The sequence below is a fragment of the Pseudodesulfovibrio portus genome, assembly GCF_026000375.1.
GTDB classification, from domain to species: domain Bacteria; phylum Desulfobacterota; class Desulfovibrionia; order Desulfovibrionales; family Desulfovibrionaceae; genus Pseudodesulfovibrio; species Pseudodesulfovibrio portus.
In genome coordinates, this window is the sequence record NZ_AP026708.1 from 485771 (window position 1) to 507219 (window position 21449).

22 protein-coding genes and 4 tRNA genes are annotated in these 21449 nt (G+C 60.9%); 9 read left to right on the forward strand and 17 right to left on the reverse strand.

Annotation, left to right across the window (positions count from 1 at the left end):
• The first annotated feature begins 39 nt into the window (after nucleotides 1-39).
• Entirely contained in the window at nucleotides 40-906 is an 867-nt protein-coding gene (locus OO730_RS02470) for a DMT family transporter (RefSeq protein WP_264982997.1), read from the forward strand.
• Nucleotides 907-954: 48 nt separating this feature from the next.
• Here the strand turns inward: OO730_RS02470 and OO730_RS02475 are convergent, their stop codons facing one another.
• From OO730_RS02475 to OO730_RS02495, 5 genes are all read right to left on the reverse strand, one after another.
• Nucleotides 955-1971 (reverse strand): hypothetical protein, encoded by a 1017-nt coding sequence (locus OO730_RS02475; RefSeq protein ID WP_264982998.1) that lies wholly within the window; start codon nucleotides 1969-1971, stop codon nucleotides 955-957.
• Nucleotides 1972-2129: 158 nt separating this feature from the next.
• Nucleotides 2130-2204 (reverse strand) — tRNA-Gly (locus tag OO730_RS02480).
• 60 nt (nucleotides 2205-2264) lie between these two features.
• Nucleotides 2265-2339, reverse strand: a tRNA-Gly gene (locus tag OO730_RS02485).
• 4 nt (nucleotides 2340-2343) lie between these two features.
• Nucleotides 2344-2418, reverse strand: a tRNA-Cys gene (locus tag OO730_RS02490).
• A gap of 7 nt (nucleotides 2419-2425) precedes the next feature.
• Nucleotides 2426-2500: transfer RNA gene (locus OO730_RS02495), tRNA-Gly, on the reverse strand.
• A 226-nt stretch (nucleotides 2501-2726) separates the two neighbouring features.
• On the opposite strand from OO730_RS02495, the gene dksA reads away from it, so the two are divergent.
• The 3 genes from dksA to OO730_RS02510 all read left to right on the forward strand — a co-directional run bounded on the left by dksA (nucleotide 2727) and on the right by OO730_RS02510 (nucleotide 5721).
• Complete coding sequence (gene dksA, locus OO730_RS02500; RefSeq protein WP_264982999.1) at nucleotides 2727-3089, forward strand: RNA polymerase-binding protein DksA; 363 nt, start codon at nucleotides 2727-2729, stop codon at nucleotides 3087-3089.
• 31 nt (nucleotides 3090-3120) lie between these two features.
• Nucleotides 3121-4641, forward strand: a complete 1521-nt coding sequence (locus OO730_RS02505; protein ID WP_264983000.1) for an NFACT RNA binding domain-containing protein — start codon at nucleotides 3121-3123, stop codon at nucleotides 4639-4641.
• 111 nt (nucleotides 4642-4752) lie between these two features.
• A complete protein-coding gene (locus OO730_RS02510) occupies nucleotides 4753-5721 on the forward strand; it encodes a PAS domain-containing protein (RefSeq protein WP_264983001.1) in 969 nt (322 codons plus the stop codon).
• Between the two features lie 58 nt (nucleotides 5722-5779).
• Here the strand turns inward: OO730_RS02510 and OO730_RS02515 are convergent, their stop codons facing one another.
• From OO730_RS02515 to OO730_RS02535, 5 genes are all read right to left on the reverse strand, one after another.
• Nucleotides 5780-6754, reverse strand: a complete 975-nt coding sequence (locus tag OO730_RS02515) for a VgrG-related protein (RefSeq protein WP_264983002.1) — start codon at nucleotides 6752-6754, stop codon at nucleotides 5780-5782.
• 102 nt (nucleotides 6755-6856) lie between these two features.
• On the reverse strand, nucleotides 6857-7954 hold the full coding sequence (mutY, locus tag OO730_RS02520) for an A/G-specific adenine glycosylase (RefSeq protein WP_264983003.1): 1098 nt from the start codon (nucleotides 7952-7954) through the stop codon (nucleotides 6857-6859).
• 13 nt (nucleotides 7955-7967) lie between these two features.
• Nucleotides 7968-8714, reverse strand: a complete 747-nt coding sequence (gpmA, locus tag OO730_RS02525; protein ID WP_264983004.1) for a 2,3-diphosphoglycerate-dependent phosphoglycerate mutase — start codon at nucleotides 8712-8714, stop codon at nucleotides 7968-7970.
• Between the two features lie 77 nt (nucleotides 8715-8791).
• Nucleotides 8792-11449: a tetratricopeptide repeat protein gene (locus tag OO730_RS02530; protein ID WP_264983005.1), complete on the reverse strand. Its 2658-nt coding sequence runs from the start codon at nucleotides 11447-11449 to the stop codon at nucleotides 8792-8794.
• 74 nt (nucleotides 11450-11523) lie between these two features.
• The gene (locus OO730_RS02535) at nucleotides 11524-12384 is read right to left on the reverse strand and encodes a glycosyltransferase family 2 protein (protein ID WP_264983006.1); all 861 of its coding nucleotides are present in this window, start codon (nucleotides 12382-12384) and stop codon (nucleotides 11524-11526) included.
• 69 nt (nucleotides 12385-12453) lie between these two features.
• Here OO730_RS02535 and OO730_RS02540 point away from each other — a divergent pair, with 69 nt between their 5' ends.
• Nucleotides 12454-13563, forward strand: a complete 1110-nt coding sequence (locus OO730_RS02540; RefSeq protein WP_264983007.1) for a glycosyltransferase family 4 protein — start codon at nucleotides 12454-12456, stop codon at nucleotides 13561-13563.
• A 10-nt stretch (nucleotides 13564-13573) separates the two neighbouring features.
• On the opposite strand, the gene OO730_RS02545 is transcribed toward OO730_RS02540, so the two are convergent.
• The 5 genes from OO730_RS02545 to OO730_RS02565 form a co-directional block, all read right to left on the reverse strand.
• Nucleotides 13574-14482, reverse strand: coding sequence for a lytic murein transglycosylase (locus OO730_RS02545; protein ID WP_264983008.1), 909 nt, complete (start codon nucleotides 14480-14482; stop codon nucleotides 13574-13576).
• Between the two features lie 19 nt (nucleotides 14483-14501).
• Nucleotides 14502-14708, reverse strand: coding sequence for a dual CXXC motif small (seleno)protein (locus OO730_RS02550; RefSeq protein ID WP_264983009.1), 207 nt, complete (start codon nucleotides 14706-14708; stop codon nucleotides 14502-14504).
• Nucleotides 14709-14714: 6 nt separating this feature from the next.
• Nucleotides 14715-16076: a TolC family protein gene (locus tag OO730_RS02555; protein WP_264983010.1), complete on the reverse strand. Its 1362-nt coding sequence runs from the start codon at nucleotides 16074-16076 to the stop codon at nucleotides 14715-14717.
• A gap of 104 nt (nucleotides 16077-16180) precedes the next feature.
• Nucleotides 16181-16966 (reverse strand): MogA/MoaB family molybdenum cofactor biosynthesis protein, encoded by a 786-nt coding sequence (locus OO730_RS02560; protein ID WP_264983011.1) that lies wholly within the window; start codon nucleotides 16964-16966, stop codon nucleotides 16181-16183.
• A gap of 18 nt (nucleotides 16967-16984) precedes the next feature.
• Entirely contained in the window at nucleotides 16985-17716 is a 732-nt protein-coding gene (locus tag OO730_RS02565; protein WP_264983012.1) for a DUF1614 domain-containing protein, read from the reverse strand.
• Between the two features lie 137 nt (nucleotides 17717-17853).
• On the opposite strand from OO730_RS02565, the gene rfbA reads away from it, so the two are divergent.
• The gene (gene rfbA / locus OO730_RS02570; RefSeq protein ID WP_264983013.1) at nucleotides 17854-18735 is read left to right on the forward strand and encodes a glucose-1-phosphate thymidylyltransferase RfbA; all 882 of its coding nucleotides are present in this window, start codon (nucleotides 17854-17856) and stop codon (nucleotides 18733-18735) included.
• 84 nt (nucleotides 18736-18819) lie between these two features.
• Here rfbA and OO730_RS02575 read toward each other — a convergent pair whose 3' ends face one another.
• Nucleotides 18820-18963 (reverse strand): hypothetical protein, encoded by a 144-nt coding sequence (locus tag OO730_RS02575; protein WP_264983014.1) that lies wholly within the window; start codon nucleotides 18961-18963, stop codon nucleotides 18820-18822.
• Nucleotides 18964-19162: 199 nt separating this feature from the next.
• Between OO730_RS02575 and OO730_RS02580 the strand changes: the two genes are divergently transcribed.
• A complete protein-coding gene (locus OO730_RS02580) occupies nucleotides 19163-19771 on the forward strand; it encodes a PilZ domain-containing protein (protein ID WP_264983015.1) in 609 nt (202 codons plus the stop codon).
• Here the strand turns inward: OO730_RS02580 and OO730_RS02585 are convergent.
• On the reverse strand, nucleotides 19768-20139 hold the full coding sequence (locus OO730_RS02585; protein ID WP_264983016.1) for a hypothetical protein: 372 nt from the start codon (nucleotides 20137-20139) through the stop codon (nucleotides 19768-19770). The genes OO730_RS02580 and OO730_RS02585 overlap by 4 nt on opposite strands.
• 163 nt (nucleotides 20140-20302) lie before the next feature.
• Between OO730_RS02585 and OO730_RS02590 the strand changes: the two genes are divergently transcribed.
• Together OO730_RS02590 and OO730_RS02595 are read left to right on the forward strand one after the other, a co-directional pair.
• Nucleotides 20303-20917, forward strand: a complete 615-nt coding sequence (locus tag OO730_RS02590; RefSeq protein WP_264983017.1) for a recombination-associated protein RdgC — start codon at nucleotides 20303-20305, stop codon at nucleotides 20915-20917.
• Nucleotides 20918-20927: 10 nt separating this feature from the next.
• Nucleotides 20928-21449, forward strand: coding sequence for a hypothetical protein (locus OO730_RS02595; RefSeq protein ID WP_264983018.1), 522 nt, complete (start codon nucleotides 20928-20930; stop codon nucleotides 21447-21449).

A 21449-nucleotide genomic window follows, 5' to 3' on the forward strand; every position in this document is an offset into this window, starting at 1 on the left:
TTGTTTTACAATATATTGGACCGGGCGTATACCCTGCCCATGACGTGGTTCCTGTTCTCCCTGGGCGCGGCCCTGATGATGGCCTCCACTTCGGCCTGGATGAAACGGTTCTTTTCCGATGTTTCACCCTGGGAGATGGGCGTCATCCCCTTTTTCTACTGCGTACCCCTGTGCGGGATCGCCCTGCTCTTCATCGACATCCCGGAGATCGGACCGGGATTCTTCCCGGCCATGTCGTGGCTGTTGCCGGTGAACCTCATCGCCATTATCCTGCATTTCCGGGCCATCCACATCTCACCGCTGTCCCTGACCATTCCCTTCCTGAGCTTCACGCCGGTCTTCGTCATCTTCACCGGCAACTTCGTGCTGGGCGAAAGCCTTGCGCCCCTGGGCATCGTCGGCGTGCTGCTGGTCGTCGTGGGCGGTTACGTCATCAACCTGGACGCCACCCGGCACGGGTTCCTCGGCCCGATCAAGGCCATCTGGCGCGAACCCGGTTCGGTCATGATGCTGGCGGTGGCCGCCCTGTACAGCCTCTGCTCGGTGGGCGGCAAGCTCCTGATCCTCAACTCCTCGCCCCTGTTCGCGGCCATGTTCCTCTACGCACTGTATGGAATCTGCCTGACCGCCGTCCTGGTGGGCGTGGGCAAGGCCAGGCTCTCCACCATCGTCCGCCGCCCGCTGCTGGGGATGGGGGCAGGGATCATCATATTCCTGGAAGTCATCTGCCACAACCTGGCCATCTCCCTGGTCGCCGCCGCGTACATGGTGACCATCAAGCGCATGGCGGGTATCTTCTCGGTAATATACGGCAAGCTGCTGTTCGATGAAAAAGGCCTCCGCTACCGCCTGCTCGGCACGTCCGTCATGACCGCCGGGGCAGCGGTCATCGCCCTGTACGGATAAAAAAAGCCCGGACGAGCCGGGCCGGAATCAGCACAATCAGACAACTTGTCAGGTCAGGAATTTATAGAATTCCCTGCCCAGCTTGTGCATGGGCAACACCTGGCCTTCCAGGATGAGCCCCTGGGGCACGAAGCTCTCTTCAAGATACTCCGCCGGGGGCTGGAAGCAGTTCTCGCGGGCCAGGATGACGGACGCGTTGGCCGCGGCGCTGTGAGCCACCAGCCCGGCCGGGAAAAAGGCCGCGCTGTCGAGCCCCTCGCTCACGGACCGGAAGAACGCCCGGTATTTTCCGAAACAGTTGGCCATGGTCAGGGACTGCTGGATGCCGGCCACGACCTCGTTGGCCACGAAATTGACCGTGCGCCCCCGGACCACCCCGTACGCCCCTTCGCGGGACGGATCGGCCAGCATGACGCTGCCCGCGCCCAATGTGTGGACAAGGTCGTGAGTCCGCTCGCCCGACACAGGGTCCGTCTGATAGCCCAGTGTCTGGATGTCCGAGAACCCGTTGCGGCGCGCCTGAATCTGCAGGGCCAGAAGCATGATTCCGGTTCCCGCCCCGATGTCCACGCCGACATATGGTCCGCCGCCATAGACGGGCGCATCGGATTGACCGATCACCGCCCGCATGACGTGGGCCGCCCTGGGCGCGTCCGCGAGAACGCGGAGCACCGGCGACCACATGCGCAGCCGATTCATGATCTCGATGTCGTCGGACGGCTCATTCATGGACTGGTGGCGGGCGAACCGTTCGAACAGCTGGGTTATCTCGCCGAAGGGAACGGGCTCGTCGAAAGCGTCGTCGTGGACATAGGAAAAGAAATACTTCACGGCCACGTTGAGCAGGTCGGCGTCGGAGACATCCTGCGTCGGGTCGCACAATCGTTCCACGTCGGATGCGAGGCTTCCGGGGGCATAAAAATCCGGCGCTATGGACGTTTGCGGGGAATCGAACAAGGCCGTGAAATTCCTGGCCTGCATGCCGACCGAAGCCAGCGGCGACACGGTCAATCCGGCCAGCCCGTCCTGCTCCTCATTCCTGTGTGTGTGGTCAGTCTTGTTCATATTATTATGGCGGCGCGTTGATTCGGGAAAATGTTGCCGTCCCGAAGCCGGTTGCACGGACCATACCGCAGGAGCGCATGCCAAGGGAGGAAAATGAAATTTCTTTGCGGGAAGACAAGGAAAAGGCCGGCCCGTATCGGGGCCGGCCTTGATGTTCGTGGAGCGGGAAACGGGATTTGAACCCGCGACTTCAACCTTGGCAAGGTTGCACTCTACCACTGAGTTATTCCCGCAACGGGGGGGCGACGAACTCCGAGAAAAAAGCCGGCCCATTCGGGCCGGCCTTGATCTCTTGGAGCGGGAAACGGGATTTGAACCCGCGACTTCAACCTTGGCAAGGTTGCACTCTACCACTGAGTTATTCCCGCGCAGTGGAGGCGACATCCGGATTTGAACCGGAGAATGGAGGTTTTGCAGACCTCTGCCTTACCACTTGGCTATGTCGCCATAAAATTGGAGCGGGAAACGGGATTTGAACCCGCGACTTCAACCTTGGCAAGGTTGCACTCTACCACTGAGTTATTCCCGCTCGTCAAAAGCGAACCACTGTTTACCCGTGCACCTTGTGGGTGTCAAGCGGATTCTAGAAAAATTTAGTCATTTCCCCCGTTAGAGAACTAGCTGTAATTTTTGAGCTATTGGAACAGCTTTACTTTTGGTGCCTTTTTAGTATACCAACGCGCTTTAATTCAGTAAAAAAGGGATTACTCCCTTGACTCCTCAACCGTGTCCCAAATGAGATGGGGTAAGAGAACATGGACGCAAAAGACCTGCAATTCTTCAAGCAAACACTGAACGGCATGCTCGATGACATCCTCAAGAAGAGCGAGGCGACCATCGAGGACATGACGGAATCGGGCGAAGTGTATGCCGATCCGGCAGACCGCGCCACTGCGGAATCCGACCGCGCATTCACCCTCCGGCTCCGTGATCGTGAACGCAAGCTGATCAAGAAGATCCAAAAGGCCATTGATCGCATCGATGATGGCGAGTTCGGCCTCTGCCAGGAGTGCGGCGACGAGATTTCGATCCCGCGCCTGAAGGCCCGGCCCATGACCACGCTCTGCATCAACTGCAAGAGCAAACAGGAAGAGGACGAGGCCGTTCGCGGCGACTAGCCGCAGGTCCTCACCCCTCCGCGCTCCAGCCATGGAAGCCAATTTTTTTCGCTTCCTGACCGCTGAGCTTGCGCTTGAGCTGACCGGTCGACGCATCGACAAGGTGTTCGCTCCCGCGCCCGGTATCTGGACACTCAAAATCCAGAACACCGGCGAACCGCTCCACCTGCTATTCCGGCCCGCCAAAACGGCGGGCCTTTTATTTCTGTCCGCCACCAAACCCGCCAACCCGCCGGACGCGCCGGCCATGGCCATGTGGTTCCGCAAACGTCTCAGGAACCGCAAGATCATCAATACCCTCGCCCACTGGCCGAGCCTGCGCCTGGCCCTTGAGCTCACGCCCCGGGCGGAGCCGGACGCCGGGAACTGGCTCATTCTCGACTGCCGCACCGGCATGGAGCTGACGGACGATCTCCCGGACGATTTCACCGTTCAGCCGGAATGGCCCGCCCTGGAAGACGTGTTGAACGACCCTGACATCTGGCGCGACTACCCGCACATCTCGCCGCCCCTGCGCCAGGCGCTCAAGGCCCTGCCCGAGGACGAGGCCCACCAGCTCTATTTCACCATCGCCACGGGAGCGGCATCCGAATTCCACCTGGCCCAATCGCGGGCAGGCTGGTCACCGCCCATGGCCTGGACCTCGGGAAGGGACGGGGAAGAGCGCTTCGATTCCGCCCTGGCCGCAGCAAACGCCTACGGCGAGCGCACCCTATTCTCCCTGCTGGAGATGGAAGAGGACAAGCCGCAGAAGACGCTTTTGAAGAGGGCCAGGAAAAAGGTGAACCGCAACCTGAAAAGGCTGGACGAAGAAGAGGCTCGATTGAAAGCGCTGGCCGCCGAACAGGCCATGGCCGAGGCGCTCCAGGCCGAGCTGTACCGCTTCAAGGATGCCGAAGGGCTTGAAGAGATCACGGTCACCCACCCGGTGCATGGAAAAATGCTTGTCCCGCTCAACCCCCATCTCTCGCCCATCGAGAACATGGAGAAGTATTTCAAGCTCGCCGCAAAGGCCCAGCGCGGCTTCCCCCACATCAAGCGCAGGCGCAGGGAGCTGCTGCGCGAACTCGCGCAGATCGAGGACGGCAGCTACGAATTCCACCCGTCTCAGGTCCAGCACGACATCCCGCTTCCGGACGGTCCCCCGGCGCTGCCCAAGCGGTATCACGGCCTTGCCGTATCCCTGTTCAAGTCCAGCGACGGCTTGACCATCATCCGGGGCAAGAACAAGAAGGCCAACCACGACATCCTGAGCAAAGCGGCCAGCCCGTTCGACTACTGGTTCCATGTGGCCGACGGACCCAGCTCGCACATCATCCTCAAGCGCGACCATCCGGGCCAGGAAGTACCGGAGACCACGCTCACGGAGGCGGCCATCCTGTGCGGCCTGAAGAGCTACCGCAGCGAGGACGGCAAGGCGGACGTCATGTACGCCCTGGTCAAGGACGTGCGCAAGGTCAAGGGCTTCAACATCGGCCAGGTGGCCGTGGACAGAAAACTGGGCACCCTGCGCGTGGAACTGGACCCGGACCTGGAAACGAAACTGACCTGACATTATAATCCACACCTCCCTCCCTGCGGTGCACTATGTGACCATGAAGACCTCTCCCCCACCCGGAGAAGGTCCTGCCGCAGCAACAGCAACCGTCCAGGGAGGACAGATATGCAGACCGTCCAGTTCGAGAAATGGGACACCTACCTCGTATACGAACACGAACTCATCGAACGCGCCATGGCCGTGCTCGAGCGCAACCTCGGCAAGGTGGAAGCGGGAACCCACGACGCGACACAACTTACCAGGGCGCTGGATTTCCTCCTCGAATTCGGCGACAAGGTCCATAACAAGAAGGAGGAGGACCACCTCTTCCCGCTCATGCACAGGCGCGGCGTCCCCGTTGAGGGTGGCCCGCTCGGCGTCATGCTCATGGAGCATGAAGCGGAACGGGAACTCTTGGCTCGCATGATCCTCACCGTCCCCGGACTGGCTGACCTGCCGCCGGACAGGCGGATACAGTTCCAGCAGGAGGGCATGGAATACCTCAAGATCAGGGCTGAACACATCTGGAAGGAAAACGACGTCCTCTACGCCATGGGCCGTCAGATCATCTCCCCGGACGAGGCACAGGAGCTCCTGGACAGCTTCAACGCCATCGACACGGCCGCCTACGGTCCATCGGCCAAGGAAAACTACCTGTCCATGGTCGAAGAGATGGAAAGCTCGAGCAAGGTCCGCACAAGACTGGTGGAGAACCTGTCCCCGGACCAGCTCCACGCCATCCTTGAGACCCTGCCCTTTGAGCTCACCTTCGTGGACGCCGAGGACTCGGTGGCCTACTTCAACAAACTCGATAAGCCCAAGGTTTTTGCCCGTACGCGCTCGGTGGTGGGCCGGAAGGTCCAGAAATGCCACCCGCACAAGTCCGTGGACACCGTCCAGAAGATCGTGGACGCGTTCAGGGACAAGACCCGGGACAAGGCGGAATTCTGGATCAACATGGGCGACGAGACCATCATGATCCGCTACTTCCCGGTCTATGACGACGAGGGGACATACCTGGGCGTCTGCGAAGTCACCCAGGAAGTGGGCTGGATACGACGCCTTGAAGGCGAACGCAGGCTCCTGGACTGGTAGCAAAAAAAGAGGTGTGAATCGTCACACCTCTTTTCGCAAAACCGAATCGCTGTCTCCCCTAGACAATCCGGTTGAGTTTCGTCTGCCCGAGCATGGACAGGGCGAGTTGCTTCTCGGTGTCCATGCGGTTGGCCACGGCCTTTTGCACCCGGCCGGTGGAGGACTCGAACTGTCCCTTGCGGGTATCGTACACGCCCTTGATGAGCATGGCATTGAAGTCCTCGTCCCTGTTGCCGGACACGAACCGTTCGATGACCTTGTTGAAGATTTTTGCCGCGCCCGTGGCGCCGTGCTGGACCGAGGTGGACCACAGCACCTCACGCAGGGCGGGCGGCGCATTGTTGAAATCCAGGCCGGTCTGGCCGAGAATCATGTCCCGGGCCGGGCGGTAGGTCTCGCCGGCGATGAAATCATGCTGGAGCCGCTCGAACCGGGCCGGGTCCTCGGCGGCTATGGCCTTCCATTGCGCGGGCATGTCCCCGGTCTTCGAACCGGTGTTCGCAGGTCCGGCCCGGCGCAGCCGGTCCGCCCACTCGGGAGCCTTTTCATCGAGATAGTTCAGGAAACGGTCCATGGTCCCAGGACGCGAAGCGATCTGATACTTGCCGTAGGACGTGCCGCCCACGCGGTCATAGCCGATGGCCGACACGCCGGAATCACCCGATTCGAACCGGGCGGACAACGCGCCGGGCACGTGAAAATCCGAAGCGGCCGGAGCGGGGACCGGCCCGGCAGGCGACGCTCCCGGCGCAAGGGCTCCCTGCCCACGGGGCAATTTCGCCTCGTCGCGCATGAGCCGTGTGATGGTGGCCAGCGCCTCCATCATCATGGAGTCGTTGATCATGGAGACGTCAAAGGAATCGGAACTCCCCTCCCCGTATTCGGTTGACCCTTCTCCGAAAAGCTGTTGCGTCATGGACATCTGGTCGTCAAAGGCCGCCCTGAGTTGCGCGCTGCGCTGACCGCCCTTCATCCCGTTCCCCTGAACGAGCGACGCCATGACGTCGTAATCGCCGATCTTGCCGATGGACATGCAGTTCTCCTGCGTCAAAGTTTTGGCCCGTGCACAGGCCTCCGCAGGGAGAAAAGCAAAGGGTGTGCCGAACAGCACAACCTATTGATATTGAAAAAAGAATCAGGAATCTGAGAACAGATCGGCGAACCGCGAATCGGCTTTCATGAATTGGATCAGCCGCCGATGGCCGGATGGAAAGGCATAGCCGGAGAGGTCTTGAGGCGGCACGAATCCGCCGGTCACGGCTTCGTTGAACACGGGCTCCCCGCTTCCGTCGGCAAAGCGGCAGAGAAAGCAGTGCATGGTCACCCGATAGCGGGTGTAGGCATAGGTAAGCGTGGTGATGTCCTCCACCGGCTCGACGGCCAGCTCCACCTCTTCCATGTACTCGCGGGCCACGGTCTGCTCCGGGGTCTCGCCCTGCTCGATGCCCCCGCCCGGAAACTCCCACAGGCCGGGCCAGACGTCGTCGGGCAGCCTTTTCTGGATGAGCACGCGCCCCTCGTGCACCAGCACGCCCGTGGCCATGTTGATGCGGGTCGTCTTCCCGGGCACGGGCAGCACGGGACGCCGGGATACGGTGTCCGCGGAAAGGGCCGCGCACTGGCCGCTGACCGGGCAGTCCCCGCATCGCGGGTTCTTGGAACAGACCAACGCTCCCAGCTCCATGAGCGCCTGGGTGAAGTCCCCTGCCCGATCGTCGGGCATGAGGCTGCGGACCGTCTCCGCGACCACTGCCCGGGTCTCCCCGGACCGCACGGGCTGATCCAGATCGAGCACGCGGGCAAAGACGCGGAGCACGTTGGCGTCCACGGCGGGCTCGGGCAGCCCGAAGGCGATGGAGGCGATGGCCCCGGCAGTGTACTCGCCCACGCCGGGCAGGCTGCGGATGGCCGCCGGGTCGGACGGGAACACGCCGTCATGATCGACAGCGAGAACCGAGGCGGCCTTGAGCATGTTCCGGGCGCGGGAGTAGTAGCCCAACCCTTCCCAGAGCTTGAGCACGTCCTCCTCATGGGCCCGCGCCAGGGCGTGGATGTCCGGGAACCGCTCCATCCACCGCTCGAAATACCCCACCACCCGGTCCATCTGCGTCTGCTGGGCCATGATCTCGGACACCCAGACGGCATAGGGCTCGGGAGCCCGCCGCCAGGGCAGGTCCCGGCGGTTGGCATCGTACCAGTCGAGCAGTTGTTGCGTGAAAAGAATCCCGTCCATGACGGGGTGGGGATTACCCGCTCTTGGCCTGGTTGGCAACCGCCTCGGCGGCCCTGGCGGCCTCTTCGGGATCACCGAGATAGTAGTGCCGCAGCGGCTTGAGTTCGTCGTCCAGCTCATAGACCAAAGGCAGGCCGGTGGGAATGTTCAGCTTGGTGATCGCCTCGTCGGACATGTCGTCGAGATACTTGACCAGACCGCGCAGGGAATTGCCGTGGGCCACGATGAGTACCCGCAACCCGCTCCTGACCTGCGGGGCTATGGTCTCGAACCAATAGGGCATGGTCCGGTCGATGGTCGTTTTCAGGGATTCCGAGCGCGGCAGCTCGGCGGGCGTCAGGGCCGCGTACCGCGGATCCTTGCCCGGATGCCGCTCATCGTCGGTGTCCAGCTCCGGCGGCGGGGTATCGAAGCTGCGCCGCCAGATGAAGACCTGCTCGTCGCCGTACTTGGCGGCTGTCTCCGCCTTGTTCAGCCCCTGGAGAGCCCCGTAATGCCGCTCATTGAGCCGCCAGGTGTTGAACACGGGCACCCACATGAGGTCCATCTCGTCCTGGACCAGCCACAGGGTGCGGATGGCCCGTTTCAACAACGAGGTATGGGCGATGTCGAAGGTGAATCCCTCCTCCCTGAGCAGGCGGGCGCCGCTCACGGCCTCCTCCCTCCCCTGCTCGGTCAGGTCCACATCGGTCCAACCCGTGAAGCGATTCTCGAGATTCCACGTGCTCTGTCCGTGCCGGATCAACACCAGATTGTGCATAGTCCTCTCCCTGGTATGGGTTCAGCTTTGACCATACCGCAAAATTCGGGGACATGGAACGGGTGATCGGGGAAAAATCAATACCGCTTGGGTGCGCCCTTGCGCATTTCCTGGTCCAACTGGTCGAAAAGCTGCTTCTTCCGTTTCTCGAAGGTCAGGGCAGACTTCACGGCGGCGGCGGCCACGCAGACGATGCTCAGAATGATGACCAGTCCCTTGGCGATTTCCCAGCGCTGTTTCTCATCGTTGATCATGTCGAGGATGTAGTTCCCCTTGATGTCCTGGGTGAAATAGATGAGCGACGGAATGCCAACGAGCAGCGCGCCGAGGCCGAGGAGTTCCAGCCAGATGAAATTGCGGCCGAGCATCAGTATGAACAGGGTCGAGTCGCGGATGATGCGCAGGGTGACAAGACGGCTTTGCAGGGAATCGATATGGTCCTCGACTTCGAGGACGAACTGCATGGCTTTCCTGAAATTCTCGGCCTCGTGCAGCGGCTGGGTCTTGACCCAGTTGATCTTGTCCACGCAGGTGTTGAATTCCTTGTTGAACTCGAGCAACAGCTTCGGGAATGGGAACCAGCCCGCCTCCTTCTGGATCTCCCGCACCCGCTCGGTGAGGTAGTCCAGGTTGGAGGTCATGCGCTTTATCTCCCTCTTGACCTCCGAATCCAGGGAAGCCTTGAACTTCTCGGTGCCGCGAATGAGCAGCTGGTAGGCAACGTAGTTCTTGGTGTCCCCCAGTTTGCGCAGCCGTTCCAACTCGTCATTGGCCGTGTCGTAATACGAATGCAGGGAATCGAACCGCTTGGAGATATCCGTGGTCAGGTCCCCGACCCCCACCTTCATGGCAGTCGCCGACTCCTCGGCTTCGGTCCATTTCTCCCACAGGGAATTCATGAGCTGCACCCGCCCCCTGTCCAGTTCCGGATCGACCAGGATGTAGTTGAAGAAATGCGGGTCCCTGCTGATGAGATCGAAAAAAAGATCGATGGCCTGGCCGGTGAACCCCATCTTCACCATGCACACGGCCTGCCGATACACGGGCTGGAGCCAGGTCGGCGACAGGGAATTGGTCCTCTGATAGGCGTTGATGGCCTCCTTGAGGCTGCCCTCCACCTCCTTGAGACGGGCCTGAAGATAGGAAAAATAAGCTTTCTGCAAGGGGGTATAGCTCATGCGCTCGGCTTCCTGCCAATGGAACAGGGCCTGGTTGGCGTCACCCTGCTCGATGTGCCAGAACCCCAGCAGGGAATGAGGCTGGTAACTTCTCGGGTACTTGAGCTGGGCCTCCTGGATCAGGATTTCCGCTTCGGGCATCCGCTGGCTTTCGATGTCGTCCAGGGCGTCCCATATGAAATCCCCCTCGGCGGGCGCGAGCTGCTTGAAACCGTCCACCCACTCCTTGCCCCGGCTGCGCCAGACGAGCTTGAGAGTCCGCAACTGGCCGGTGGCATTGATCTCGAACACGGCACGGGCCATGAGACTCTTGAGATCGTTCTTGGCGCTCATGACGCTCATGATGGACTCGCTGAAATTGTCCATATCCAGAGCCTCGTCCAACCCGTCGAACCCCTCCGAAAAATCCTGCACGTCGGTGCCTGCCAGCAGATGCCAGACCTGGGGCTGGGGCTTGGCAATCTTCTTGCTCGGGCAATCCTTGGGAGCGTGGTTCTTCAGGCCGCAATAGAAGCACTCCTTGCCCTCGTCCGCTATCATGGCGCTGGGCAGGGCCACCTGCATCGAGCCGTAACCGACGTCCTCGCCGCCGTCCTTGAGGGCGAGGGTGCACCAGGAGTCCAGGCTGACCTGCTTCGAGCCGTACCGGACCTCGTTCATGCGGAACCATTCGGACAGCAGGAAACCCTCGATAAACTTCACATGGGGGTAGTCGGGCGTCATCCGGCCCCAGTCCAGGCCGATCTTCTTGGGCAGCTCGGGGGTAAACTGATAGCCCCCCTGCTGGACCGCCACCATGACCGTGGGCCAGTATTCCTTTTCCCCGTCATCCTTGAGCTTTCTGATCAGGGACATGATCTCCGTGCAGAACGACCGGAGGAGCCTGAAGCTGTCCAGGGGGAAGAAGATAACGCCTTCCTTGACGTCGGATATGTACTTAAGTCCCAACATCTGCAGCAATTCGATGATGTTGGTGGAAAAGTCACGCCAGCCGAGGATGGACTCCTTGTCCGCAGTATGCCCGAGGGGCTTGATGATGAAATACCACTTGAGGTGCGTTTCGTAGTCCAACCCCTGGTCCGCGACCAGGCGCTGCCACTCCTCGTTGGCCACTCCTTCCACGGCCCCGGCGGGCTCGGTGCTCAGACCCACCACGGCCTGGATATCGCTCTTGAGCTTGGGATGGATGATGATCTCGAAATCACCGGTGGGCCGCACGTCCTGGCGTTCCAGCTCCATGGCCAGGGAGACGGAACGCTGGAGTTCGTAGCCGACCAGGAAGGTCAACGGAATGACTTCGCAGAAAACATCCATGGGGTTGACGCGCGCCCAGATCTGCAACCGTGCCAGGGCTCGGAAAACCTCGCCTGTGTTGCAGAACCACAGAGCCTGGTTCGACTCCTTGGATATGCACAGGCAGCCGAACTCCTGCAGCGTATTCTCGACGGTAGGATTCAGGTCGCCCTTCCAGACCACCCAAACGCCGTAACCCGCCGCAACCAGCCTGGACTGGCTGATCTCGGGAAGCACTTCAACAAGATCGTTAATCGCCGGCACTCGTCACCTCGCGTCCCTGCGGACGGCACTGGTTATCAGGGCGACGGGACTGTCGCGAACCGTCCCGTCTCATGCTAACTCCATGGATTCAAGGGAATTTCCTTCCCGTCCCGCAGTATGCAAAACAGATTCCAAACCCGCTCTGCCTCATCACTTTTTCCTCTTTTTTCACACCCTTGCATATAAATCGACACCTTTCTCTCAAGGGAATCCAGGGCCATATCCCGCTGATTTTCGTCAAGTTTTCGACTTTGCAACAACTTGACCAGCGCCCGTATCCGATGTTTGTCGGCACACGGAACACAGACGGACAACTGATCCGGCCGTCCGCCGTGCTTGATGGTCAGCTTTTCACGCACAAGGCCCACCGGGTAGTCCAGACAGGCGCGCAGCCACATGTCATAGTCCTCGCAGGACGGAAGATCCACGTCGAAGGGCCCTATCCGCTCCAGGGCGGACCGGGTAAACATGGTGCAGGAGGGGCTGATCAGACACATTTCCAGGGACTTATCGAAAAACCAGCCCTCGGGCTTGGCGTACCTGGCGGGCTGGTTGACCCGCCTGCCGCCCCGAATCCAGATTTCCTCGGTCTGGCTGATCTCGTAATTGTTGGTCCGCATATAGTCGAGCTGGACGGCGAGTTTCGTCGGCATCCACTCGTCGTCGGAATCAAGCAGGGCGACGACCTCGCCCGTGCAGGCGGCGATGCCCGTGTTGCGGGCACCGGAAACGCCCTGATTCTCCTGTCGGAGACGGACGAAACGAGGGTCGTCGTAGGCGGAAAGGACCGCTTCCGTGTCGTCTGTTGACCCGTCGTCGATGATGACGCACTCCCAGTTATCGTGGGTCTGCGCAAGCACCGAATCAAGCGCTTTTCCGATGAATCCCGACCGGTTGTAAGTCGGCAGGATGATCGATACCAATATATTTTCCATACCCGTAAGACCTTGCGTTCGACGCCCTGAACTGTCATGGTGTGAATCCGAGTTACCCAGGCGATACGTATGAAGATATTTCAAGTCATCAATGTCCGTTGGTTCAACGCGACCGCATGGTATGCCATCACCCTGAGCCGTCTTCTGGCCGACGCGGGGCACGAGGTCGTGGTCCTTACCCAGGCGGACACCCAATCCGAGAAAGTCGCCCGGGAAATGGGACTGACCACCGTGGCCGTGGACCTGAACACGACCAACCCGGTTCGCTTCGTCGGCGCGGCCAAGCATATCATACAACTTCTCAGGACGCACCGCCCGGATATCGTCAACTGCCACAGGGGAGAGGGCTTCTTCCTCTGGGGAGCGCTCAAGCTCTTCGGCTTCGGGTACCGGCTGGTCCGTACGCGCGGCGACCAGCGCCCGCCCCGGAGCGACGCGATCAACCGTTGGCTCCACGCTGACGTGGCCGACGCCGTGGTGGTCACCAACCGCCGCATGGCCGATTATTTCCTGCACAAGATGCGCACCCCGGGCCATGGGTTATGGCTCATCCACGGCGGAGTGGACACGGCCAAATTTCATTTCGATCCCGAAGGACGGGAACGTGTCCGCAAGGAATTCGGCTTCGGCCCGGACGACCTGGTCGTGGGCCTGCTCGGCCGCTTCGACCGCGTCAAGGGACACAAGGAGCTCATCGAGGCCGTGGCCGCGCTGCAGAAAAGGGGCAGGGACAACCTCAAGCTCTTCCTTATCGGCTTCGACACGGCCATGACCGCCTCGGAGATCGAGACGCACATCCGTGAAAACGGGATTGAGGACATCACCCGCATCAGCGGCAGGCGGGACGACGTGGGGGCCTGCATCAGCGCGCTGGACATCGGCGTGGTCGCCTCCCTGTGGTCCGAGGCCATTGCCCGGTCGGCCCTGGAGATCATGGCCGCCGACCGCCCCCTGGTCTCCACGGACGTGGGCGTCATGCCCGACCTGACGGCCCCGTCCATGCTGGTTGCGCCCGAAGACGCAAGAGGCCTGGCTGACACCATCGCCAAACTGGCCGACAACGCCCCGTTGCGCGAGGAAGTCCTGGCCGCGCAAAAACGCACCATGTCGCAACTGACCCTGGAGGAGTTCCTGAAACGGACCCTCAACCTCTACCAGAGCCTCATTCAGGGGTCGTGACCGGCGCGGTTCACCCGCCGAACAATTCCTTTGTTTTCCTGATTCTCTCGGCCACGGCCAGAATGGTCATGGCATAGCTGTCCGAATGGTTGTAGCGATACAACACCTTGTGCATCGCCTCGTCGGAAAGGCCCGGCTTCCACCCGTGGCTGGCCAGGAAGTTGGCCATGGAGTGCAATACGTCACGCGTCTCGAACAGATTGATCTTGCCGTCGCCATTGCCGTCTCGGCCATAGTACTCGGCGCTGGACGGGACGAACTGGCACTGGCCTATGGCCCCGTAGACCGAACTGGGAATGGACAGCGGGTCCTGCCCGTTCTTGCGTGCGTAGCGGATCAGGGCCTTGAGCTCATCATACCCCCACTGGGCCTTCTGCTCCGTCCGCTTGAGCAGCCACTGCATGGTCTTGTCGGAGATGTCGGTACGCTCGATATGGCTTTTGATCAGCGAAAAATCGCGGGACAGGGCCATGGAGGCCAGGATGGTGAACCCGTTGTAATCGCCCACGGTCATGCCCAGCCGGGACTCCACCAGGAGCAGCGCCGTCAGGACCTCGCCCGGCACGCCGTACCGCTCACGGATGTCCGCGAATTCGGCCCGATGTTCCCGATAGTAGGCATAGGCCCCGGCGATGAGCAGCGGATTGAGGTAGCGTCCCATGACCTCCGGCTCCCTGGCCGGCGCCGCACCCACGGCCGACAACCTGGCGTTGAGCAGGACGTTCATCTTGCGGGCCATGATGTCCGGGGAATATTCCAGGTCCGGGCTGGAAAAAAGATAGGAGACATACGTCCGGTCGAATCCGTCGTCCACCAGCCGGTCGATCAAGGGCTGCCACAGCCCCCCCGCCCTGCCCGGCAACGCGAGGGACACAACGAAAAACGCGGCCAGCGATGTGACGATGGCCGCGCGTTTCATGCGCTCTGTGAGCGATCGATCAAATTCGATCCATTGGGACAAACCCCATTTCCTCCTCGAAATCCTCGTCCATCTTGGCCGAGAACTTCCCGAGATCGTAGACCGCGCCGCAGGACGGGCAGCGCAGGGTCACTTCCCTGCACCCACGGTAGGCGGCCAGGTCGAGGCCGCATTTCTCGCATTCCATGCCACGGGCCTTCCAGGTCCGTTTTCGAGCGGAGAACATATGAACCTACTTGGCTTCAAGGAGGCCGTGGTTCTTTTCGCCCATGGCCACGTACAGGGCGGAGACGGCAGTACCGTGATCGGCCATGGCCTGGGAAAGCTGGGCCTCGCTCGAGGTCAGCCGCTCCTGGGCGTTGAGCACTTCGGTGTTGGTGCCGACCTGGGCCTGATACCGGGCCACGGCCATGCGGTAGGCCTCCTCGGCAGCGGCCACGGACTTGTCGGCCACGTCGATGCGGTCAGCCGCTTCCTGAATGTTCAGGAGGGCGCGCTTGACCTCGAAACCGGCGTTGAGACGGGTGTTTTCCAGTTCCGCCTGCACCTGCTTGACCGTCTCGGAAGCCCGCTTGGCGTTGAAGAAATCGGAGCCGGACTCGAACAGGGACATGGAAGCGGAGACGCCCGCAGTCCAGTATTCGGAGGACCGGTGGGTATAGCTTCCGCCGCCGTTCAGATCCGGGTCGGTGCCTCGGTTGGAGTAATTCCAGGTGCCGTCCACGGTCGGATAGAATTTGGACTGGGAAATGGTGGCATCCTTCTCGGCGATCTCAACGGATTTCTGGCCGATGACCAGATCGGGACGGGCCTTGTAGGCGCGATCCAAACACTCCTTGAGCGTCAGCCCGAAGGGAATGCTCTTCAGTTCGCCCACGTACTCCACCTCGGTCTCGATGGGGATGTTCAGCAGCGTGTTCAACTGCGCTTCCTGGGTGGAGACGTTGTTGCGCGCGGTGAGCAGCACCTGACGGGCGGAGGCCAGATCGACCTCGGCATCCAGAACCTCGGCCTTGGGCCGCAATCCCACGTCGTAGAAGGCGCTGATGACCTGCAGCTGGGATTCCAGCCGGGCCACGGAGTCTTCGGCGGACTTCACGTCCATGCGCGCCTTGAGCAGGGAAAGGAAATTCGACTGCACGTTCTTGATGAGGGTCAACTCCACGTTGCTCAGCGACGCCTCGGTGGATTCCTCGGCCAACGCGGCCTTCTGGTACGCGGCCAGCAGGGCGAAGCCGTGGAACACAGGCTGGGAGGCGGAAAGGGAGCCGACCCAGTCGGAATGCTCGCCGCCGTATGTGCTCTTCCTATTGTAATGAGTCCACCCATAGGAAGTGGACAGCGAAGGACCGAAATCACCCATGGCTGAATAGGTGCCGTAGCCGGCGCCCTTGAGCTGGGCCCGGATCGCGGTCATGGCCGGATTCTGATCCAGGGCGCGCTTCACGCACCGTTCGAGATCAAAGGGGCCTGAGACCTCTACACTCTTCCCGTCCGCCATGGCGGGGTCGGCGTCCTGTGCCGCAGCGGGGATGGAAATCATCACCAGAGCGACGAATACCAAGAAGAATGAGAAAAACCGTTTGCGGTTCATAAATGAATTCCTATTTGCGTCTCAAGGGTTCTGTTGCATCAGCAACGAATCAACATCCCATTCATTAGCAACTCTCTTTCGAGGCTGCAACCCAAAACACCTGTTCATTTTCGCAAATTCGCGCAGTCCGAGGGATCGCCCTGCAATTTTTCCAGGGTGTGACGGAGCGTGGGCAACAGCGGCTCCAGGCACTCGGCCACGGCCTTGGGGCTGCCGGGCATGTTGACGATGACGGCCTGCCCCAACGTCCCGGCAACTGCCCGCGAGATGGCCCCGTGCGGCGTCTTGGCAAGGCTGGCGGCGGTCATGGCCCGCTCGAATCCGGGCAGCCGTTTTTCGATCACCGCCAGCGTCGCCTCGGGTGTGATGTCGCGCGGAGCAACGCCGGTGCCGCCGGTGGTCATGATCAGGTCGAACCCCTGATTCAGGGCCAGGTCGGCCAACAGCCCCTTGAGCTGGCCGGTCTCGTCGGGGATGACGAATCCCTGGACAACGGCCAGATCAAGCGTATCGCCCACGGCCTTGCCGATGAGGGGGCCGGACTCGTCCACCCGCTCGCCGCGCGCGCCCTTGTCGCTCAGAGTGATCCAGGCCAGGGCGTATCCGGCCCTGGTGACGGCGCAAACATAGTCGCCCGCCGGAACTTCGGTTTCCGCACGGAGCAGGTAGACGGGCGTGGACCGTGAACCGGCCTCACCCGGCAGCCAGCCCATGGACAGGACCAGCAGGGATGCGTCGTCGTCGGTCAGCCGGTCGCCCACGCGCAGGGAGGTGTATGCTCCGGTCGAAGCCGCGCCCGCCGGGGCAACCCCTCCGGCAGCGTAAAGGGAAACGGTGTCGCCGGTCCCGGCGGCTTGTGACAGATTCAGCGTGATATTGGTATCGGACATGATTTCTCCAGATTGGAATCAGGCGAGCAGGACGGACAGGATGCCTGCCACGAAAACGCCGCCAAAGGTGCCGGGGCCGCCGATGACGACCAGGGGCGTGCCCACGGAATTGCGGAACCGCCTGGTCATGAGCGGAATCAGATTGCCGCCGAGAATCGCCCCCATGGTCCCCGACACATAGGCGGCCACGGGCCGAAACGGCTCGGGAACGAAGAAATAAACGCACAGAAAGGTGATCAGCGCGGGCAGCACCAGGGGGATGCGCATGCCGGTCAGGGCGTCGGGCTTGGCCATGGCGTAACACCCTCCGGCCACCATGATCAGGACGAACCCGATCCACGGATACACTCCGTCCGCCTGGAAGACCATGTGCTGGCGGATGAGAAAGGTGACGCTCAGAAGAAACGGAAGGATCAGCCCGCCTGCATTGACGGCGAAGACCTGCTTCCTCAATTCGCTCTCCGGCTCCTGCTCGATACGCACGGGCCTGCCCGCCTCGTCCATGCCGAACTGCATCAGGCGAGGACCGGAGACCACCACCAGCCGCTCGCTGGTGTAGACCGGGATATTGACCATCCGCCCCACCAGGATGGCGATGAGCATGAGCACGCCCTGAGCCGGGGTCAGGCCGAGCTTGGAGAAGGCCTCGGCCACCATGGACACGGGCAGGAATACGAACAGGAAGAACAGGGCGACCATGAACAGCAGAGCCGAAACAACGCCGCCGGAAAACTGGAAATACGGTTTCATCATATACACCTTGTGAGGCTCCGCCAAAAGCCGGTTGCTTTTTCTTTTATCCCGGACCTATACTGTCGCGGAGTCCATGTAGGTTGGGATGTATCCTAACTCAAAAACGAAGTAAATCACAGCACCATGAGGCGCTCATGAAAGGCATCATCCTCGCGGGCGGGTCCGGCACCCGGCTCCACCCCCTGACACGGGTCGTCAGCAAGCAGCTTTTGCCCGTCTACGACAAGCCCATGATCTACTACCCGTTGTCCACGCTCATGCTGGCGAACATCCGGGACATCCTGATCATCTCCACCCCGCACGATCTGCCCGGCTTCCGGAAACTCCTGGGCGACGGCTCCCAACTCGGACTGAATCTCACCTATCGCGAGCAGCCCTCCCCGGACGGGCTGGCCCAGGCATTCATCATCGGCGAGGAGTTCATCGGCGACGACACCGTCTGCCTGGTGCTGGGCGACAACATCTTCTACGGCCACGGGCTGGGCTCCATGCTGCAGTCAGCAGGCTCGCTGACCAAGGGAGGCCTCGTGTTCGCCTACATGGTCAAGGACCCGGAACGGTACGGCGTGGTGGAATTCGACCGCAGCTACAAGGCCCTGTCCATCGAGGAAAAGCCGCAGCATCCCAAGTCGAAATACGCGGTCACCGGCCTCTACTTCTACGACAACGACGTCATCGAAATGGCCAAATCCCTTTCGCCCTCCCCGCGCGGCGAGCTGGAGATCACGGATATCAACAGGCTGTACCTCCAACGCGGCGACCTGGAGGTCCAGACCCTGGGCCGGGGCTATGCCTGGCTGGACATGGGCACCCATGAATCCCTGCACGGGGCCGCCAACTTCGTGCGCGCCGTCCAGGAACGGCAGGGGTACGTCATCTCCAGCCCCGAAGAGATCGCCTACCGGCTGGGGTTCATCGACCGCAAACAGCTTGAAACCCTCGGCACCGCCATGAGCAACAACGACTACGGCAAGTACCTGCTCGAAGTCGCCAAGGAAGAGCCCGGCTGGTCGTGAGGCAATAGAAAACCGCTTTTCCCGCAGGAAAAACGGTCGTCTACGAAATATGAAGACGCGGCCTTAAGGTCGCGTTTTTTCTTTCTAGTGGTGGTCTTCGCTCATGGCCTCACGCACGCGGATGATACCGATGGTGATGATCCATGCCATGTAGATGAAAATCAGGGACACGCCGACAAAGCCGGGGCCGGAGCTGTGTGCCATTCCGGAAAGCAGTTCGCCAATCATGATAGTCCTCCTCGATCAACCCGCTTTAAGCTTGAAAAGATGATTCTTCTTGCCCCCCAAACCGGGTTTTTGTCAACCCCAATCACAAAAATCCGGCATCGATTTTAACCCTATGACCCCGGTATGCTTGTCAGACCCGGTTCTTTGCCATACTATTCGTCACCAACTAACTGTGGCCTTCAATTCAAGCGGTGACACCATGGGTATATTCGACGCTTTCACAGCTCTTTTCTCCAAGTCTGGCAAGGGACCGAAAAAAAAGAAAAAAGCGGGCGGCAAAAAAGGCGCGTCCAAGAAAAAGGCGTCCACCGCGCACTCCGATTCCGAGACCACCATCAAACTGGCGGCCAAGGCCAAGGGCCGGAAAAAATCCCAGGAAATCCACGCCGACCCCATCGACGAGGCCGCCCTCGGATTCAGCATCTCCCTCAAGGGAGAAAACGAACAGGCCAAGAAACGCAGCGCCATCCGCATCACGGTCAAGGGGCTGGCCGTCCGCATCCCCCGTCTCAAAAAGATCTTCAAGGCATCGGACATCAGCGCCACAGGACTGGGCTTTTTCTTTGAGAAACCCCGCATCAAGGCGGGCGTGGAACTCAAGATGGACATCATCCTGGACAAGAAGATCGTGGCCAAGAACGTGATCTGCAAGGTCAGACGCCACGAGAAAGGCCAGGTGGGCTGCCGGTTCGTGGACCTCGACCGCGCCCAGGACGATGCGGTCAACAAGGTCGTTCTGCTGGGTCAGAAACAGATGGCCGAACGCAAGAAAGCCAAAAAGGACCGGGAATTCAAGATCCCGACCTAAATCCCCTTCCGCAATTCCGCAATAAAGGTTTCGAGATCGTTGGGCTCGCCGGGCTGGTGGTCCTCCGGATAGAGCAGCGCGGTCATGAAGAACACGCTGCCGATGCGCAAGGCCGTTGCCGCGCTGGAGGCGAACCGTTCCAGTCGGTCGTCGATGTTCCGCCCCAGGTCGCCTCCTATGGCCTTGGTCAAGGGCGCGGCCCTGGTCCCGAGCGAGGCCAGAAGCTCGGCCTTCTTTTCCAGCTTGGCCTGGAAGGCGGTCTGCCCGCCCTCGGCCATGGCGGCGTCGCCCTCGGCCTCGAGTTGCTTGACCCTGGCGTTGGCCTCTTCGAGGAAATCCATCAATTCCTTCAATGCATCTTCAGACATCCCGGTGCTCCCTTTTCCGCCGAGTGTAGCGCGTGAAGACGCGCAAAACAAGAGCACGATCACAGCCTTGAGCAAACGTTCAGCAGGGGGAATTCCCTTTACAGAACCGGCAATAGATTTTACCTCTATACCCCTTCCCACGAGATGAAATAAGGAGACTCCCTTGAGCATACTTTCCGCCAGCCTCGGGCTGACCCGCTACCGCATCATTGAGGACGTGCCCGACGAACTGCTCCGCCAGGTGCCTGACAAGTTGAAGCAATTCTGCATGGTCGACATCGACGGCACGGCCGACGAACGGTCCTTCGGCTGGACCAACATGGACGACATGCTCGACATGAACTGGACCCAGTCCCCGCCGGAAAAAGGCGAGTACCTGACCTTCTCGCTCCGGCTCGACACCCGGCGCATCCCGCCCGCAGTGCTCAAGAAGCACAACACCATCGCGCTGAACAAGGAACTTGCGCACAACAAGGAACAGGGCAAGAATTTCGTCTCCCGCGACCGCAAGCGGGAAATCAAGGAGCAGGTGACGCTCAGGCTGCGCGCCCGCAGCCTGCCCATCCCGGCGGTCTTCGACATCGTCTGGAACCCCACGGCGAACCGGATATACCTGTCCACCACCAACGCCAAGGTCTGCGCCCTGTTCGAGGACCATTTCGCCATGACCTTCGACCTTCACCTGGAGCCGCTGACTCCGTTCTTCATGGCCATGGACGTCCTCGGCGAAGACGCCGCGCCCAAACTCGAAAACCTCGACCCCACCATCTTCGTGTAAGGAGCGCGCCATGGACCTGTCACTCGTAGAACGCGAAAACACCCTGCTCGGCCAGGATTTCCTGACCTGGCTCTGGTACAAGACCGACTCGGATTCCGTCCTGTTCAAGCTTGCCGACAACCGGACCTTCACCCTGCACATGGAACAGAAACTCTCGGTCCAGGGGGGCGAGGGCGAGACCAAGGCCACGGCCACGGTGACCAGCCCGGCCGGGGAGCTGTCCGAAGCCAAGACGGGCCTGTCCACCGGCAAGAAGGTGCACAAGGCGCAACTGCTCTTTGCCATGGACCAGGACGACTGGCTGGTCACGGTCAGCGCCTCGGACTTCAGCCTGTCCGGCCTGAAGACGCCCAAGATATCCACCAAGGACGACGAGGGCGACGACCCGGACGCCAAGTTCCTGGAAAAATTCTTTCTGGTGGAACGCTGCCTGGAAATGTTCGACGTGGTCTACACCGAGTTCCTCAAGCTGCGCATGAGCAAGGCGTGGAACGAGGAAGCGGCCCGGGTCAAGCTCTGGATCAACGGGTAA

What these genes read in the sequence shown, in the direction of transcription:
- OO730_RS02545 (WP_264983008.1), bottom strand. Translation starts at nt 14,482, where the DNA reads ATGAAACGCGCGGCCATCGTCACATCGCTGGCCGCGTTTTTCGTTGTG.
- dksA (WP_264982999.1), top strand. Translation starts at nt 2,727, where the DNA reads ATGGACGCAAAAGACCTGCAATTCTTCAAGCAAACACTGAACGGCATG.
- OO730_RS02475 (WP_264982998.1), bottom strand. Translation starts at nt 1,971, where the DNA reads ATGAACAAGACTGACCACACACACAGGAATGAGGAGCAGGACGGGCTG.
- mutY (WP_264983003.1), bottom strand. Translation starts at nt 7,954, where the DNA reads ATGGACGGGATTCTTTTCACGCAACAACTGCTCGACTGGTACGATGCC.
- OO730_RS02580 (WP_264983015.1), top strand. Translation starts at nt 19,163, where the DNA reads ATGGGTATATTCGACGCTTTCACAGCTCTTTTCTCCAAGTCTGGCAAG.
- OO730_RS02560 (WP_264983011.1), bottom strand. Translation starts at nt 16,966, where the DNA reads ATGTCCGATACCAATATCACGCTGAATCTGTCACAAGCCGCCGGGACC.
- rfbA (WP_264983013.1), top strand. Translation starts at nt 17,854, where the DNA reads ATGAAAGGCATCATCCTCGCGGGCGGGTCCGGCACCCGGCTCCACCCC.
- OO730_RS02535 (WP_264983006.1), bottom strand. Translation starts at nt 12,384, where the DNA reads ATGGAAAATATATTGGTATCGATCATCCTGCCGACTTACAACCGGTCG.
- gpmA (WP_264983004.1), bottom strand. Translation starts at nt 8,714, where the DNA reads ATGCACAATCTGGTGTTGATCCGGCACGGACAGAGCACGTGGAATCTC.
- OO730_RS02505 (WP_264983000.1), top strand. Translation starts at nt 3,121, where the DNA reads ATGGAAGCCAATTTTTTTCGCTTCCTGACCGCTGAGCTTGCGCTTGAG.
- OO730_RS02510 (WP_264983001.1), top strand. Translation starts at nt 4,753, where the DNA reads ATGCAGACCGTCCAGTTCGAGAAATGGGACACCTACCTCGTATACGAA.
- OO730_RS02575 (WP_264983014.1), bottom strand. Translation starts at nt 18,963, where the DNA reads ATGATTGGCGAACTGCTTTCCGGAATGGCACACAGCTCCGGCCCCGGC.
- OO730_RS02540 (WP_264983007.1), top strand. Translation starts at nt 12,454, where the DNA reads ATGAAGATATTTCAAGTCATCAATGTCCGTTGGTTCAACGCGACCGCA.
- OO730_RS02515 (WP_264983002.1), bottom strand. Translation starts at nt 6,754, where the DNA reads ATGTCCATCGGCAAGATCGGCGATTACGACGTCATGGCGTCGCTCGTT.
- OO730_RS02565 (WP_264983012.1), bottom strand. Translation starts at nt 17,716, where the DNA reads ATGAAACCGTATTTCCAGTTTTCCGGCGGCGTTGTTTCGGCTCTGCTG.
- OO730_RS02585 (WP_264983016.1), bottom strand. Translation starts at nt 20,139, where the DNA reads ATGTCTGAAGATGCATTGAAGGAATTGATGGATTTCCTCGAAGAGGCC.
- OO730_RS02550 (WP_264983009.1), bottom strand. Translation starts at nt 14,708, where the DNA reads ATGTTCTCCGCTCGAAAACGGACCTGGAAGGCCCGTGGCATGGAATGC.
- OO730_RS02595 (WP_264983018.1), top strand. Translation starts at nt 20,928, where the DNA reads ATGGACCTGTCACTCGTAGAACGCGAAAACACCCTGCTCGGCCAGGAT.
- OO730_RS02555 (WP_264983010.1), bottom strand. Translation starts at nt 16,076, where the DNA reads ATGAACCGCAAACGGTTTTTCTCATTCTTCTTGGTATTCGTCGCTCTG.
- OO730_RS02470 (WP_264982997.1), top strand. Translation starts at nt 40, where the DNA reads ATGACGTGGTTCCTGTTCTCCCTGGGCGCGGCCCTGATGATGGCCTCC.